15 protein-coding genes and 2 pseudogenes are annotated in these 14,688 nt (G+C 42.9%); 6 read left to right on the top strand and 11 right to left on the bottom strand.

The features are described from left to right. Window positions 1-145: 145 nt before the first annotated feature. The 5 genes and pseudogenes from aceA to LC065_RS09465 form a co-directional block, all read right to left on the bottom strand. Complete coding sequence (gene aceA, locus LC065_RS09485; protein WP_264187829.1) at window positions 146-1,441, bottom strand: isocitrate lyase; 1,296 nt, start codon at window positions 1,439-1,441, stop codon at window positions 146-148. Window positions 1,442-1,454: 13 nt separating this feature from the next. Continuing rightward, window positions 1,455-3,051: pseudogene (gene aceB / locus LC065_RS09480) on the bottom strand (malate synthase A). Window positions 3,052-3,121: 70 nt separating this feature from the next. After that, the gene (locus tag LC065_RS09475; protein ID WP_115822687.1) at window positions 3,122-3,232 is read right to left on the bottom strand and encodes a YhfH family protein; all 111 of its coding nucleotides are present in this window, start codon (window positions 3,230-3,232) and stop codon (window positions 3,122-3,124) included. Window positions 3,233-3,484: 252 nt separating this feature from the next. Continuing rightward, window positions 3,485-4,144 (bottom strand): LysR family transcriptional regulator substrate-binding protein, encoded by a 660-nt coding sequence (locus LC065_RS09470; protein ID WP_306163926.1) that lies wholly within the window; start codon window positions 4,142-4,144, stop codon window positions 3,485-3,487. Next, the gene (locus tag LC065_RS09465; protein ID WP_306163925.1) at window positions 4,074-4,370 is read right to left on the bottom strand and encodes a LysR family transcriptional regulator; all 297 of its coding nucleotides are present in this window, start codon (window positions 4,368-4,370) and stop codon (window positions 4,074-4,076) included. Before LC065_RS09465 ends, LC065_RS09470 begins: the two co-directional genes overlap by 71 nt. Before the next feature lie 106 nt (window positions 4,371-4,476). Here LC065_RS09465 and LC065_RS09460 point away from each other — a divergent pair, with 106 nt between their 5' ends. Together LC065_RS09460 and LC065_RS09455 are read left to right on the top strand one after the other, a co-directional pair. Next, window positions 4,477-5,016, top strand: a complete 540-nt coding sequence (locus LC065_RS09460) for a flavodoxin family protein (protein WP_226591894.1) — start codon at window positions 4,477-4,479, stop codon at window positions 5,014-5,016. Window positions 5,017-5,101: 85 nt separating this feature from the next. Further along, window positions 5,102-5,512 (top strand): VOC family protein, encoded by a 411-nt coding sequence (locus LC065_RS09455; protein ID WP_226591896.1) that lies wholly within the window; start codon window positions 5,102-5,104, stop codon window positions 5,510-5,512. A gap of 33 nt (window positions 5,513-5,545) precedes the next feature. On the opposite strand, the gene LC065_RS09450 is transcribed toward LC065_RS09455, so the two are convergent. From LC065_RS09450 to LC065_RS09440, 3 genes are all read right to left on the bottom strand, one after another. Beyond that, the gene (locus LC065_RS09450; RefSeq protein WP_371933428.1) at window positions 5,546-6,094 is read right to left on the bottom strand and encodes a histidine phosphatase family protein; all 549 of its coding nucleotides are present in this window, start codon (window positions 6,092-6,094) and stop codon (window positions 5,546-5,548) included. An 873-nt stretch (window positions 6,095-6,967) separates the two neighbouring features. Next, window positions 6,968-8,668, bottom strand: coding sequence for a dihydroxy-acid dehydratase (gene ilvD, locus LC065_RS09445; RefSeq protein ID WP_306163924.1), 1,701 nt, complete (start codon window positions 8,666-8,668; stop codon window positions 6,968-6,970). 200 nt (window positions 8,669-8,868) lie between these two features. Then, window positions 8,869-9,027 (bottom strand): DUF1540 domain-containing protein, encoded by a 159-nt coding sequence (locus LC065_RS09440; RefSeq protein WP_226591902.1) that lies wholly within the window; start codon window positions 9,025-9,027, stop codon window positions 8,869-8,871. 255 nt (window positions 9,028-9,282) lie between these two features. Here LC065_RS09440 and murB point away from each other — a divergent pair, with 255 nt between their 5' ends. Continuing rightward, window positions 9,283-10,203 carry a UDP-N-acetylmuramate dehydrogenase gene (gene murB, locus LC065_RS09435; protein ID WP_226591904.1) on the top strand — a complete coding sequence of 307 codons (921 nt, stop codon included), beginning with the start codon at window positions 9,283-9,285 and terminating at the stop codon, window positions 10,201-10,203. Between the two features lie 67 nt (window positions 10,204-10,270). Here murB and LC065_RS09430 read toward each other — a convergent pair whose 3' ends face one another. Together LC065_RS09430 and LC065_RS09425 are read right to left on the bottom strand one after the other, a co-directional pair. Beyond that, complete coding sequence (locus tag LC065_RS09430) at window positions 10,271-10,765, bottom strand: lactoylglutathione lyase family protein (RefSeq protein ID WP_160913196.1); 495 nt, start codon at window positions 10,763-10,765, stop codon at window positions 10,271-10,273. Between the two features lie 18 nt (window positions 10,766-10,783). Beyond that, window positions 10,784-11,764, bottom strand: a complete 981-nt coding sequence (locus LC065_RS09425) for a zinc-binding dehydrogenase (protein ID WP_226591905.1) — start codon at window positions 11,762-11,764, stop codon at window positions 10,784-10,786. Between the two features lie 151 nt (window positions 11,765-11,915). On the opposite strand from LC065_RS09425, the gene LC065_RS09420 reads away from it, so the two are divergent. Beyond that, entirely contained in the window at window positions 11,916-12,287 is a 372-nt protein-coding gene (locus tag LC065_RS09420; protein WP_226591907.1) for a winged helix-turn-helix transcriptional regulator, read from the top strand. Window positions 12,288-12,313: 26 nt separating this feature from the next. Here LC065_RS09420 and LC065_RS09415 read toward each other — a convergent pair whose 3' ends face one another. Then, complete coding sequence (locus LC065_RS09415; RefSeq protein ID WP_226591909.1) at window positions 12,314-12,919, bottom strand: YpjP family protein; 606 nt, start codon at window positions 12,917-12,919, stop codon at window positions 12,314-12,316. A gap of 305 nt (window positions 12,920-13,224) precedes the next feature. Between LC065_RS09415 and LC065_RS09410 the strand changes: the two genes are divergently transcribed. Together LC065_RS09410 and LC065_RS09405 are read left to right on the top strand one after the other, a co-directional pair. Continuing rightward, the gene (locus LC065_RS09410; RefSeq protein WP_371933427.1) at window positions 13,225-13,851 is read left to right on the top strand and encodes a spore coat protein; all 627 of its coding nucleotides are present in this window, start codon (window positions 13,225-13,227) and stop codon (window positions 13,849-13,851) included. A gap of 213 nt (window positions 13,852-14,064) precedes the next feature. Continuing rightward, a pseudogene (locus LC065_RS09405) lies at window positions 14,065-14,683 on the top strand (LysE family translocator). Window positions 14,684-14,688: the final 5 nt, after the last annotated feature.

Raw genomic sequence — 14,688 nt, 5'->3', positions numbered from 1 at the left:
ATATCACTCCTGATTTTCGCAATCACTGAAAATAACTGATATCATACCATATTAATTTGGCGAGGAATTGTGCTTTATGGACAAGAAAAAGAAACGCCTGGAGGCTCAACTCTCCCGACGTTTCTCACTCATTCATTTGCTCCGATTAGGAAGAAGGGCTAACGGTTTCAGTGTTGAATTGTTCCGTTTCTGTTGACCCTTTCAATGCTGTTGTAGAAGAGGTTCCACCTGAGATCACTTGAGCGACTTCATCAAAATATCCTGTTCCAACTTCACGCTGATGTCGTGTCGCTGAGTATCCGTGAATTTCGCTCGCAAACTCTGCTTGCTGAAGTTCTGAATAGGCTTCCATACCACGATCTTTATATTGACGAGCAAGTTCGAACATGCCGTGATTCAAGGCATGGAATCCTGCCAATGTGACAAATTGGAACTTGTATCCCATTTTCCCTAACTCCCGCTGGAAGTTTGCAATCGTTTCATCATCCAGTTTCTTCTTCCAGTTGAAAGATGGAGAGCAGTTATAAGCCAATAGCTTTCCGGGGTATTGTTCGTGAATGGCTTCAGCAAAACGACGGGCCTCATCCAGGTTAGGCTCCGACGTTTCACACCAAACAAGATCAGCATATGGCGCATAAGCCAAACCACGTGCAATAGCCTGATCCAACCCAGACCTAGTTTTAAAGAAACCTTCAGCCGTTCTCTCACCAGTAATGAATGGCGCATCATATGGATCCACGTCGCTCGTAATCAGATCCGCTGCATTCGCATCGGTTCTTGCAATGATGATCGTCGGTGTTCCCATAACATCCGCAGCAAACCTTGCGGAAATCAAATTTCGAACCGCCGTTTGTGTCGGCAAAAGGACTTTTCCTCCGAGGTGACCACATTTTTTCTCCGAAGAAAGCTGATCTTCAAAGTGAACGGCTGCCGCCCCCGCTTCAACCATTCCTTTCATTAACTCAAACACATTCAACTGCCCACCAAAACCAGCTTCGGCGTCTGCGACAATAGGTGCAAACCAATCTATATCGTCTTTGCCTTCCATGTGGTGAATTTGGTCCGCTCTTTGCAAAGCTTGATTTATCCTTTTCACCACTTGCGGTACACTATTAGCCGGGTACAAGCTTTGATCAGGATACATGTGCCCTGAAAGGTTGGCATCAGCTGCCACTTGCCACCCACTCAAATAAATGGCCTTAAGCCCTGCTTTCACCTGCTGCATCGCTTGGTTTCCTGTCAAAGCACCCAAAGCGTGGACATAATCTTCCTCGTTCATTAACTTCCAGAGCTTTTCGGCACCTTTTTCCGCTAAGGTATGTTGAATATCCATGGACCCTCTTAACCGAATGACCTCTTCGGCTTCATATGGTCTTTGCACCCCGCTCCATCGACTCTCATCCTGCCACTGGTGACGCAACTTTTCTATACGCTCATTCATTATGAAATCCCCCTTAAGATAAATGGTTATAAGCTTCTAAAGTTAAAAACTCAGCAAACTCATCGTTTCGAATCAGTTGGTCAAACAACTGAGCGGCTTCTGTATAGGAACCTTTTTCAAAAACACTCTCTCCAACTTCCCAACGTATCGCTTCCATCTCTTCTTCTTTCAACGATGCGTAAAGCTCCATCGTGATCTCCCGGCCATCTTTCAAAATGCCTTTCGGATGTCTGATCCACTGCCATACTTGGGATCTCGATATTTCAGCAGTTGCCGCATCCTCCATCAAATGATGGATCGGTGCTGCCCCCTCTGCCATCCAGCCATGACGCCATATATTGGATACCAACATTAATATTTGTTCTTAACCCCTGCTCTGTAATAGACCCTTCAGGTACTTCCAGCAATTGCTCTGCACGGTAAGAGACGGTCGCTTGATCTTTTTGAATCTGATTTTCACCAGGCATATATTTGTTAAAAATATCCACCGCTGTCTCTACCATGGCCGGGTGGGCGACCCACGTCCCATCGTGGCCATCTTTCACTTCCCGCTCCTTATCTGCACGTACCTTTTCAAAAGCAGCGTCGTTTTTCTCTTTATCATTTTTCACTGGTATTTGAGCCGCCATTCCCCCCCATGGCATGAGCCTTTCGCTTGTGACAGGTTTGAATGGTTAATTGCGAGTAGGCCCTCATAAATGGAACAGTCATCGTCACATCTGCACGGTCAGGCAGCAAAAAATTTTCATCATGACGGAACTTTTTCAAGTAGCTGAAAATATAATCCCAACGGCCACAGTTCAATCCAGCGGAATGATTCCTTAATTCATAAAGGATTTCATCCATCTCAAATGCAGCTAAAATCGTTTCAATCAAGACAGTCGCTTTCACTGTACCTTGTGGGATGTTCAGATAGTCTTGAGCAAAGACAAACACATCGTTCCACAACTTCGCCTCTCGATGGTTTTCAAGCTTCGGTAAGTAAAAATACGGTCCCGAACCATTTTCTATGAGTTTTTTTTGCATTATGGAAAAAATAGAGGCCAAAGTCCACGAGACTACCTGAGAGCCGTTCCTGATTGTATGTCAGATGCTTCTCTTCTAAATGCCACCCACGCGGGCGTACTTTGAGTACAGCGGTTTTTTCGTTTAACTCATATACTTTCCCGTTTGGATTTTCAAAACGAATGTTTTTTCTAACGGCATCTCTCAAGTTAATTTGGCCTTGAATCGTATTCAGCCAGGTCGGAGAATTCGCATCCTCAAAGTCAGCCATGAACACCTTCGCTCCGGAATTCAGGCCGTTGATTACCATTTTCCGATCCACAGGCCCTGTAATTTCTACCCGACGATCTTTAAGATCGTCAGGTATGGGGGGATATCGTCCAGTCAGCTTTTCTGATATGTTCTGTTTCTTTCAGGAAATCAGGCCGTTCTCCTTGATCAATTTTCTTTTGGGTCTCGACCCGGTCTGCAAGTAACTGTTTTCTTTTGTCATTAAAATTTTCATGCAATTGAATGATAAAGGATAATGCCTCGTCTGTTAAAATCTCTGCAAACCCGTCGTGCATCGTTCCATGAATTTGTATTCCAGACAATTTGGTTTCCATTGAATCGCCACCTCTGTTGTATACTAATAACCACTAAACAACACTGATATATAACAGGTATTCCAAAAAATTATTCATCTTTTTTGGAAAGGCAACGATCACATTCCATCATGTAATTGTAAGTATGACCTTCAATTTTAGAACCACACTGCGGACAAGGGACATTCTGTTGTTTTTTCATTTTAGCTCCTCCTTTGTTATAACAGAAGTTATTTTGTTTATCTGTTATGGTACAGTTTACTGTGAGGGAGGTAAAATTGCAACCGTTTTCTGAAAGTTTTTTTAATTTAGGCATTTGCCAGATACAAAAAAGGCGCTGTGAAAGGGTTCAGCGCCTTTTTTTTTGTATCTTAATTTCTTTTGGTTCCTTACTAAAAAATGAATATAACGCTTCATTTGACCAAAATTACTGTTTTAATACAGATCATCATCTTCATTTTTTCTCATAAAGCAATTCGATGAACTTCTCCAACGAAGGAGATAACCATTTCTTATGATGATGAATGATTTGAATGTATAAAGCCAATTCTCCATGGTCAAAATCCAAAGCACAAAGACTTCCATTCTCAAGTTCCCTGGCGACTGTCATTTCCGGGAGCATTGCGATCCCCAGTTCGTCAATCACACATTGTTTGATTGCTTCAAGACTTGTAAAGGAAATCACAGAGCGGGGTTCTACGGCACGTTTCTTTAAAAGCCGCTCCAGCATATTTCTATAGGAGCAATCTTTTTCTGTCAGAATGAGTGTCTCGTCCTCTATACACCGCAAGTCTATTCCCTTCTCACCAACAAGCGGGTGCTCCTTAGCAGCAACCATCACCATTCTTTCCTTTCGAAGAAGTAAAGCTTTCAAATGAGGATGTTTCACTTCTTCATCAAGTACCACAGCGAGATCATAATGACTTTCTAACACACCATCTTTTAGATTTGGACAGAGTCCTGATTCTAACTGAATTCGCAAGTCGGGGTTTTGCTCTTTAAAAGCTTTCAAAGACTTGGATATAAAATAAGCTGCCAACGATTCAACAGCTCCAATCCTCACCGTCCCTCGCATTTGAACACGATCCGAAAGCTTGCTTTCCGCTTCTTCCATTAAGTCGACGACCTGGTAGGTCGACATAATATAAGAGTTGTTCACCAGACTGGGTTAAACGCATCGTTTGTCCAGCGCGCTCAAAAAGTCTCACCCCATAGTAATCTTCAAGCTTTTTCACTTGTGTCGTCACACTAGACTGAGCATAACCGAGTTCTTCCCCCGTACGGGTATAGCTCCCCCATTTGGCTACTTCTTTAAATGTATAAAGATAAGAAACATCCATACATACACCTCTATCATTTTTTACAATAGTTATTATCGATAAGTATAGATAACTATGATGATTTGTTCAATGATATACTTTTTAGAAGCAAAGGAGGCAGTATTTAATGAAAATATTGACTATATTAGGAAGTTCAAGAGAGAACGGTAATTCTGAATACCTTGTCAAACAAGCACTTGAAGGCCTTGAGCATACACAGTTACGTCTGAGTGATTATAAGATTAACCCTATCATTGATATGAGGCATACGGATGAAGGTTTTTCACCTGTAGATGACGATTATGAATCCGTACTGTCGGCCTTTTTAGCTCATGATCTTATCATTTTTGTCACTCCAATTTACTGGTTTGGAATGACTTCTCACATGAAGTTGTTCTTCGACCGCTGGTCCCAATATATGCGTGATGATCGATTTGACTTCAAAAAACAGGTGCGCAGTAAGAAGGCCTATGTGATTACAACAGGCGGAAGCAATCCATATGTCACAGGGCTTCCTTTAATTCAACAGTTCGGCCATATTTTCGATTTTGTAGGAATGTCATTCGAAGATTATGTGATAGGGAATGCCGTCAAACCTGGAGAAATCAAAGAAGATTTACTTGCTTTGGATAAGACGAAGGCATGGAACAACGCCTTCAAAAAATAAACGAACAAATGTTCTTGTTTTATTCCTCTCAACACCTTATAATGATTGTGAATCAAAAAAATTCCAAAAGGAGTGTTTCGCGGCTATGAAGCATCAAGCTACCCCTTATTTAACTTTTAACGGTAACGCAAAAGAGGCGCTGGATTATTACAAACAAATTTTCCATGGTGACGTTATCAATCTCCAAACCTTCGGAGAGGCAGAATTTGAAACACCGAAGGAAATGGACGAGCGAGTCATGCATGCTCAGTTCAAAAAAGATGCCTTGTTCTTTATGGTTTCTGATTCGATTACAGATCAAAGTGTTAAGACCGGGAGCCATATAGCCCTCGTCATAGAATGTGACAGTGCCGATGAAATTCAAACCTATTACGACCGATTAAAAGAGGACGGAAACGTATTGATGGAACTTCAGGATACCTTTTGGGGTGCGATCTACGCGAAAGTGAAAGACCCTTACGGAATAACTTGGGATTTGAACTATACAAAAGAATAATAAATAAAGCGGCTCACCTCTGAGCCGCTTCTCTCAATCCAAATGGATCGTACAATTAAAACGATCACAAACCCATTGTCCCTCTCTAAAATGAACTTCTGATAAAGAAGTGTTTTTCATATGTTCATCACCAACATTTTCACTGTCCAGTTCCCTCAATAAATGGCTGATTAAAGCACCATGACTAACAACAATAACTTTCTTCCCTTTATGCTTTTTCAAAACATCATCCACAAACGACATTCCCCTCGAAACAACACTCTCAGGGGTTTCAATGCCCAATTCCTTAGAACGCCAGTCCTCTCCCCATCTTTCGATTCTTTCAGGTTCTGTAGTTCCTTCTATCTGACCACCACTGGCTTCTTCTATTCGAGAGTCAAATTGGATGGTCAATCCTACTTTTCCACTGATGAATTCCGCTGTCTGCTTCGCTCTCTTCAAAGGGCTTGAATAAAGCACATCCCAAGTTTCCTTATGTAAGCGCTCAGCTAATTTACGAGCGTCTGCCTTTCCTTCTTCATCTAAAGGAATATCAGAGCTTCCCTGAGCTCTTTTTTTCTTTATTCCATGGTGTACTGCCATGTCTAATCAATGCAACCTTCGTCATTATTACTCCACCTCCCTCCTTCTTTTTCTACAACAAGATGATCATATCCTTTAAACCTAACTCCTTCATAAATCCTTATTAAGCATCATGGCAGGATTGTGTAAGACTCAGTTTCGAGATGTTTCCGGGGTTCGTTGCCTTGTGGAGCGTCTGGGGTGGTTGGGAAGCTACTCGCTTTCCTGTGGGGGGAGTGGCAAGCTTCCTCGGGCTAAAGCCCTGCGGGATCTCGCCTATCTCCTTTCTCCCACGGGAGTCTCGCAGCTTCCCAACCACCCCTTTCGATGAAAGAGATAACGAACCCCTTTACCAAGTTGGGTGGTCTTCTACTATCCAACTGTTAGAGGTGTAAAACGCTCTGCATCAAACTTTTAAGTGCTATGGAGGTGATCTATAACCCACTTCCCATAATCATACGAGCTGACCTTTTAGTAGTGGTTTCGAGAATCTCCTATAGCAAAGGGGCGAAGGGGAATGGCGAGACTCCTAACTTAAGTGTGCAGGCGCCTTGATCAGCGGCGTATGGACTGGACTGAGCTGGCGGAGATAAAGGAAACACGAAGAACGGAGTGATTCGATGTTGACTTATCGTACAGAAGCGAGGGAAGTCTCACTAGCCGCTAGGCGCCGGAACCGGATATCGAAGAGGAAAAAGTGCATGGTGAGACCCCACAGGACGCAGTCCGAGGAGGCTCACCGCGCTCCCGCGGAAAGCGAGTTATTCCCCGCAGCCCCCTTCCACTCAACAAAAGTCTCGAAACTGAGTCTTCAAGAAAGGGAGCTTTAGGGGAAGATTGTTATGGGATAAATAGAAAAGCCCGGAGTGGAATCCGGGCTTTTCATGAGGCATATTATTCATCAAGGTCCAAGTCTGTAACGGCACCTTTGGAAGAAGAAGATACGAGTCTGGCATACTTCGCCAGCACGCCCCTTTTATGCTTAGGTTCTGGACGTTTCCACTCCCGCTTCCTGCGCTCATATTCTTCATCATTAACTTCAAAGTTAATTTGCTGCGTATCACTATCGATCGTGATGGTATCCCCTTCTTGAAGCAGCCCGATAGGACCGCCCACTACTGCTTCAGGAGCCACGTGACCGATTACGAAACCATGTGATCCACCTGAGAAACGACCATCCGTAAGCAGCGCAACCTTTCCACCGAGCCCTTTCCCAACGATCATGGCTGTAATAGAAAGCATCTCAGGCATGCCGGGTCCTCCTTTTGGACCTACGTTTCGCACGACGAGAACATCTCCTTCTTTGATTTCATCGTTAACGATTGCTTCCGTCGCTTCATCTTCACTGTTGTACACCCGCGCTGGTCCTTCGAAACGGCTGATTTTCTGGCCGGACATTTTAGCTACAGCCCCTTCTGGAGCCAGATTGCCTTTCAAGACGACGAGTGGTCCTTTTTCTTTAATCGGCTGGTCAAAAGGAACAATGACCTTTTGGCCTTCTTTGAGTGAAGGAACTTCTGCCAAGTTTTCAGCGACCGTTTTCCCGGTGACTGTAAGGCATTCCCCGTGCAATAAACCTTCCTCAAGGAGCAATTTCATAACAGCCGGAACGCCGCCACTTTCATACAAATCCTGCATTACATATTTTCCACTTGGCTTCATATCTGCAATATGAGGGACTTCCTGTCTGATGCGCTCAAAGTCATCTAGTGTCAAATCCACTCCTGCAGAATGGGCCATAGCAAGGAGGTGAAGGAATGCATTTGTCGATCCCCCTAGGGCCATAACGACGGTGATCGCATTTTCAAATGCTTCTTTGGTCATGATGTCACGAGGATAAATCTCTTTTTCGAGCAGCTCAATGACAAGCTCGCCCGCTTGCTTACATTCCGTTTCTTTATAATCGTGAACCGCTGGTGTAGAGGAAGATCCAGGAATGCTCATTCCTAAAGCTTCTACTGCAGAAGCCATTGTGTTTGCTGTGTACATTCCACCACAAGCACCTGCTCCAGGACAGGCATGACATTCAACTCTGTGCAGTTGTTCATCGTCAATTTGTCCTTCATGGTACTTCCCTACGGCTTCAAACGACGATACAATGTCAATATCCTCTCCATCAAGCTTTACTGGTTGAATGGTTCCTCCATATACATACACCGAAGGAATGTTCAGACGGCCAATGGAAATCAAACAGCCTGGTGTTGTTTTGTCGCAGCCGCCAATGGCAACCAGACCATCCAATCTTTCAGCATTGGTCACAGTTTCGATGGAATCCGCAATTACTTCACGGCTTGGCAGAGAATAAAACATGCCCTCGTGTCCCATCGCGATACCGTCAGCTACTGTGATCGTATTGAAAATCATCGGTGCTCCACCATTTTCACCGGCTCCACTTTTCGCTTCTTGCGCAAGTTTATCGATATGTACATTGCAAGGAGTAACCTCACTCCACGTACTCGCAATTCCAATCATCGGTTTTTTGAAATCTTCGTCTGTAAATCCAACAGCTCTTAACATCGAGCGGTTCGGGACTCGATTGACGCCTTCACTGATGTCTTTACTTCTTATTCTTAGATCTTTTTTTGTTTTCTCCATCCCTAACACTCCTTATATAAAATGGTCGAATCAATTCGTAAATGAATGAACTTACCATGATAATACTAACAAGTAAGGTGCATAGCAATGATTTTTCTGAATATAATAAACATTCCCCATAATTAAAACGCTTTCATTAAGAGAAAAAAATGAAAAAAAGGCCTGCTGATATAGCAGACCTTGATTCATAGGGGGGAATCTTACACATTTGCAGGTTCAAATGTTTTACAATCCGTTTCTTCACTGTGGTTCGCTTTTTTACCTTTATGACTGACAACGTAAATCTCCTCCGCTCCGCAGGAAATTCCGTCATTGTTATGCACACAGTTTCGAACTTCACATTTTACATCCAGCGCCATCCTCTAACACCTCCCTATAACCGTTATTTTCTGCTAATAAGACTTTGAATATTCGTGTCAGGGCTGTGCACAAAAGCATGAAGCAAAATCCTACACAATGACCACTCCGTTTTGTGATAGAATAGGAAGCGTGATTGTAAAAGGTCAAAATGAACTTTTCCCACGTTTTTTCATAAATTGTATTAAATGAGATCGCTGGAAAGACTGATTGAGGTCCAATCAGAACATAATCAACTTATAATAGGACTGGTGTTTATGAATAAGAAGCAAAAGATCTATAATAAATTGTTGGAACTCGTAAAAGAAGAAAATGTGAAAGTGGATGAAATGTTGAGAGACCACTTGTACACAAAGCTTGGCGGAAAAGCCGACTTTTTCATTACTCCAACATCCTACGAAGAAGTTCAAAATGTCGTTAAACTTTCGAATGAAGACAACATTCCTTTCACTTTGCTTGGAAATGGATCCAACTTAATCATCAAAGATGGCGGCATCCGCGGAATCGTCATCAATTTAAAACATCTGGATACCATTTATTCTGAAGGCAACACAGTGGTCGCCCAAAGCGGTGCCCGTATCATTGATGCCTCTCGTTACGCTCTTGATAAGAATTTATCCGGATTAGAGTTTGCCTGCGGAATCCCTGGAACTGTCGGAGGGGCTTTGTACATGAATGCAGGTGCATATGGTGGAGAAATCAAAGATGTACTTGATTACGCGTATGTGGTAGATAAACATGGAAATCTCGTGAAACGTCTCGCCGCTGAACTGGATCTTGATTATCGAACAAGTAATATTTCTGCTAATGGAGATATCGTAGTAGAGGCCACCTTCCATCTGAAACCTGCGAAATATGATGAAATTAAAGAAGTGATGGACGACTTAACCTATAAGCGTGAATCTAAACAACCACTTGAATATCCGTCATGCGGAAGTGTCTTCAAACGACCTCCAGGATATTTCGCTGGGAAGCTTATTCAAGACAGCGACCTTCAAGGGACCAACATTGGTGGTGCCGAAGTTTCTAAAAAGCATGCTGGGTTTATCATTAACAAAGATAATGCAACGACCTCTGATTACATCTCTCTGATTGAGCACGTTCAAAAAACGGTGAAAGAAAAATTCGGCGTCGATTTGGAAAGAGAAGTTCGGATTATCGGTGACGATAAAGACTAAAAAAAGAGCCTGCGCAGCGCGCAGGCTTTTTTTCTTCACCTAAGCTTCTTGTTCTAAAAATCGTTCCTTAGTAAGCCCCTTTGGAATAGGTCAATTCATAACTGTGGGTGTAAATTTCGAAAACATTACCAAAAGGATCTTCAACATAAACCATCTTGTACGGTTTTTCTCCGGGGTAATATTCACGAATAGGCATGCGCTGTTTCCCGCCTTTGGCCTTCACTTTCTCTACAACGTCTTCAATATTCGGGTCTTGGATACAGAAATGGAAAATGCCTGTTTTCCAATATTCGAAGTTATTTTCCGGATCTTCCTGATGTGGGAACTCAAAAAGCTCAATGCCTATCTTATCTCCAGTCGATAGGTGAGCAATTCTAAATGTCTCCCAGTCGTTGCCGAAAACGTCTCGGCACATCTGACCGACTGGTGTATCATCGTTATGGACGTCTGATGGTTCCATAATGACATACCACCCGAATAACTCGGTATAAAACTCAATCGCTTTTTCTAAATTTGGTACAGACAAACCGATATGTGAAAAACTTCTTGGATATGGGTACATCATTAAAACTCCTTCTTGTTATGATTTTATTTTCGCTACGATTTTACCTTTCACATGGCGTTCGGACAGACGCTCAAGAGCCCGAGGGACCTCTTTCAATGAGATGGTCTCTTCCAGTAGAGAAGAAAGTTTACCATCAACCATCATCTCAAGCATCTCATCCCCAATGACAGAAAGATCCTTTTGGGACTCTACATCCGCTCTATGTGCCGCTGCAAGAGCAATTTCATGGTACGATACAACAGTAGTAAAGGGTTTTACTTTAGTGAAATCAGGCGCACCAGCGATGTATACCAAATGGCCCATAAAGGCAAGGTAATCCAGTGATGCGGTAGCATTGTCACGACTTACTGCGTCAACGACTGCATCGACACCTTTACCTTTGGTGATTTCTTTAACTCTTTGGTGAACATCTTCATTACGATAATCAATAACGAAGTCTGCGCCTAACTGGCGGACGTGATCGCGATTATGGGCAGAAGCTGTGGTAATGACCGTCTTTCCTGCTGCTTTTGCAAGTTGTATACCGAAACCTCCGACACCTCCTGCTCCTGCGTGAATCAAAATGGTTTCCACTTGATCCAACGGAAGCTTACGGTGGATCGCCTGGTAAGCCGTGTAACCAGCTGTCGGTAATGCAGCCGCCTCTTCAAAACTGATTTCATCTGGAATTCGCGAAATCGTATGAGCTGTTGTTACAGCATATTCCGCATAAGCCCCTTTACTGAGCAAATCACCATGGTAGACCACTCGATCACCCTTCTTCCAATCAGTCACACCTTCTCCAATCTCGGCAATTGTACCCGCAGCATCCAGACCGAGGATATGAGGATACGTCCAATTGGGGTTCCCATTCGTTGCGGTTTTATAATCGACAGGGTTCAATCCAGCCGCTTGAACCTCAATAAGAACTTCCCCTTTTCGAGGGTGAGGCTTTTCTACTTCCTCCACCTTCATCTCTTTCCATTGATTCTTATCTTGTAAAAGAAGTGCTTTCACCGTTTTCAACTCCTCTATAAACAGTTTCCATCAACAATTGAAACGATATATTATATACTAACGAGAGGTTCAAGAAGAAACAAGAAGGCACTTTTCAGTAACTGAGTTACTAAAGGGTAACCTAACAATGGTTAGAAATGAGGGAAACACGATGAAAGAACTGCAATCAGAATACCAGTGCGCGATTAATTTAGTCATCGATTTAATTGGAGGAAAGTGGAAAGTTTTATTACTCTGGCATTTGAATGAAGGGGATAAGAGGTTCAATGAATTGAGGAGAACCATTCCTGAGATCACCAAAAAAATGTTAACACAACAATTGAGAGAGCTTGAGGAACATGGACTTGTAAAACGGGCAGTTTTTGAAGATGTTCCTCCCAGGGTTGTGTATTCTACGACTGAATTTGGCCGCAAGCTGCAACCGGTTCTTTATGGAATGTGTCAATGGGGGGATGATTATGCGGAACAAGAAGGGATTCAGATGAACAGCTGTTGGACAGGCCGGGATTTTATGCAAAAATAAAAAGCGACCTGTTGAGGTCGCTTTTTTTAAGACATCCATTTCGGGGGCGTGTTTTTTTCCCAGTAAATCTCGCCAAGTTCATGGTGTTTCATGAAGTTGTCCTCTTGCAAATGGTAATGGAAGTTAAACCAGTACCCTTCACCAGGCCGCTTATCCCTGCGGACATGAAAACGAGCGACTTCTTCATCTGTATGTTTGTTATGGATATTAAAAATTCTTTCTCCGTATCCAGGAGACGGATCTTCAGAAATTTCATAATAAGGGACTTCGTTTTCATCAGCAGATGTAAGAATCTCTCCCATAACCTCTTCAATCTTCGGTAGAATCGTTGTCGTCATGTCTTCATCTACTTTTTCAATAATTCGTGGCCCTAGCTTTGTAAGGGTCTGTGTTTTGGCTTGCTCTGTTATGGTTTCAATCCAATCATCCGTGGTCAAAGGCTCTACAGATGATGGAGGCGTGATTTCAAATTCTTCAGTCTTTGTATCATGAGGTGATTCTTGAACATGGCGATCGGCCGACAGCTCTTTTTTATCAGCTGCATCGGTATCGATCTGCATTGGTGGTACGTAAAGGCCTAGAGTCATGACAGATATAAGTACAACAAATACTTTTCTCATTAGCGGCTTCATTTCAGAAAGTCTCCCTCTACTTAAGGATGACTTCATTTTACCATTTTCTCCGAAGTTGTCCATAAGTAAAAAGAAACCGTTTCCAGTTCATCATTGTTATACCTTTTTTTGAATGGTCATCGTCCTAACTTGGGACTTTGAAGGAGTACATCAATTCTCCATACTGTTCCAAATTCATGTAGCGATATCCTATTACATTCATCAACCTGCCTCCTTTTCCTTGAGTATCTTGTGGGTTTCTTTCCCTGTACATGAAACAAGAAAATAAGGAAAACTTAAAAGATGAAAAAGGAGGAGGAAAAGATATGAATCCAAATCAAGGTCAAAACCAAAAACCGCAGGGACAACAAATGCCACAAAACATGATGAATCCAAACCACGGTGGTCATGAGTTATTTGATGCTCATGAAGTCATCGCAAGTTTAATCAATATGCTGGATCAATACCAAATGTATGCACAGCATATCCAGGACCCAGAGCTTCAAAGCATTCAGCAGCGTCAACATGCGTTTGTGACCCAAATGTACAATACGATTGTCCAGAGTTTCAGCACTGGTCAAGATCCAGCTCAAGATACACAACAATATAAAATGCAGCAAAGCAACGAAGTCGTTTACGGAATCAAACCAGGCCAGCCAAAGAAACCGAACCAATCGGTCAATGAACTCGCAGATAATGGGCTCTCTGCCTATATGCTGGGACAAACAAAGACGCTTGCAACTTTATTGTCTATGACAGCGCTTGAAATGACGAACCCTGTCCTGCGCCGTGTGATTGCAGATAGTGTCCCGAACTTCATCGAGATGAGTTATGAGGTTTTTCTTTATCAGAACAAACACGGGTACTACCAGGTTCCACAGTTGCAGCAACAAGACATGAACCAGATGTTACAGAGCTATACAACCGCGTCACAAGGTAACATGCCACACTAAATAAAAAGGACGCCTGTTTTTCCGCGGGCGTCCTTTTTATTAGATGCTTTTACGTCAAACCTACATTTGTCTCCATGACTGTTTCACGCACCCTGAAGGAGAATCCTACGTAAATGGATTTTAGGAATACTGTTGATTTGTGATTTTATTAATACCAAAAGCATCGTTTTAATATAGTATAGGGACAAGCACCTATAAAGGAGGTCCTTCACCTTGCTATTCAGTTATATTCTGCTCGGCTTATCATTATCCGCTCCGATCGGTCCCATCAACGCCGCCCAGTTGGACAAGGGGATTCGATATGGCTTTTGGCATGCCTGGACTTGTCGGTGTGGGAGCGATGTGCGCGGATGCCTTGTTCATGCTGATGATCTACTTTGGACTGGCTCAATATGTAGAGCTTCCTCTTGTGAAAACATTCCTTTGGTCTTTTGGCGCTTTTGTATTGATTTATACAGGAATTGAAAGTATGACGGCATCCCACACGGAAGAAACAAATCGGTCCTATTCATCGACAAAAATGAAATCCTTCCGCACAGGATTTTTGATGGCGTTATCAAACCCATTGAACATTCTTTTCTGGATTGGCATTTACGGTTCCATCCTCGCCCAGATTTCTTCTCAATATGAACACACTCAACTCCTTATATACAGTGGAGGCATCTTTATAGGGATCATGTTGTGGGATTTTACGATGGCTGGAGCAGCATCAGGAGCTAGAAGGTGGATGACAGCAAAGTTGTTAAGAGGGGTTTCCGTACTTTCAGGAGTATTGCTGATTGGTTTCGGTGTTTATTTTGCGTTTCAAGCAGTCAAGATGTTTGTTGGGTAGACAGT

This window comes from Halobacillus litoralis (assembly GCF_020524085.2).
GTDB classification, from domain to species: domain Bacteria; phylum Bacillota; class Bacilli; order Bacillales; family Halobacillaceae; genus Halobacillus; species Halobacillus litoralis_E.
The sequence above is the reverse complement of the archived record's forward strand: the minus strand, read 5'-3'. Positions and strand labels throughout refer to the sequence as shown.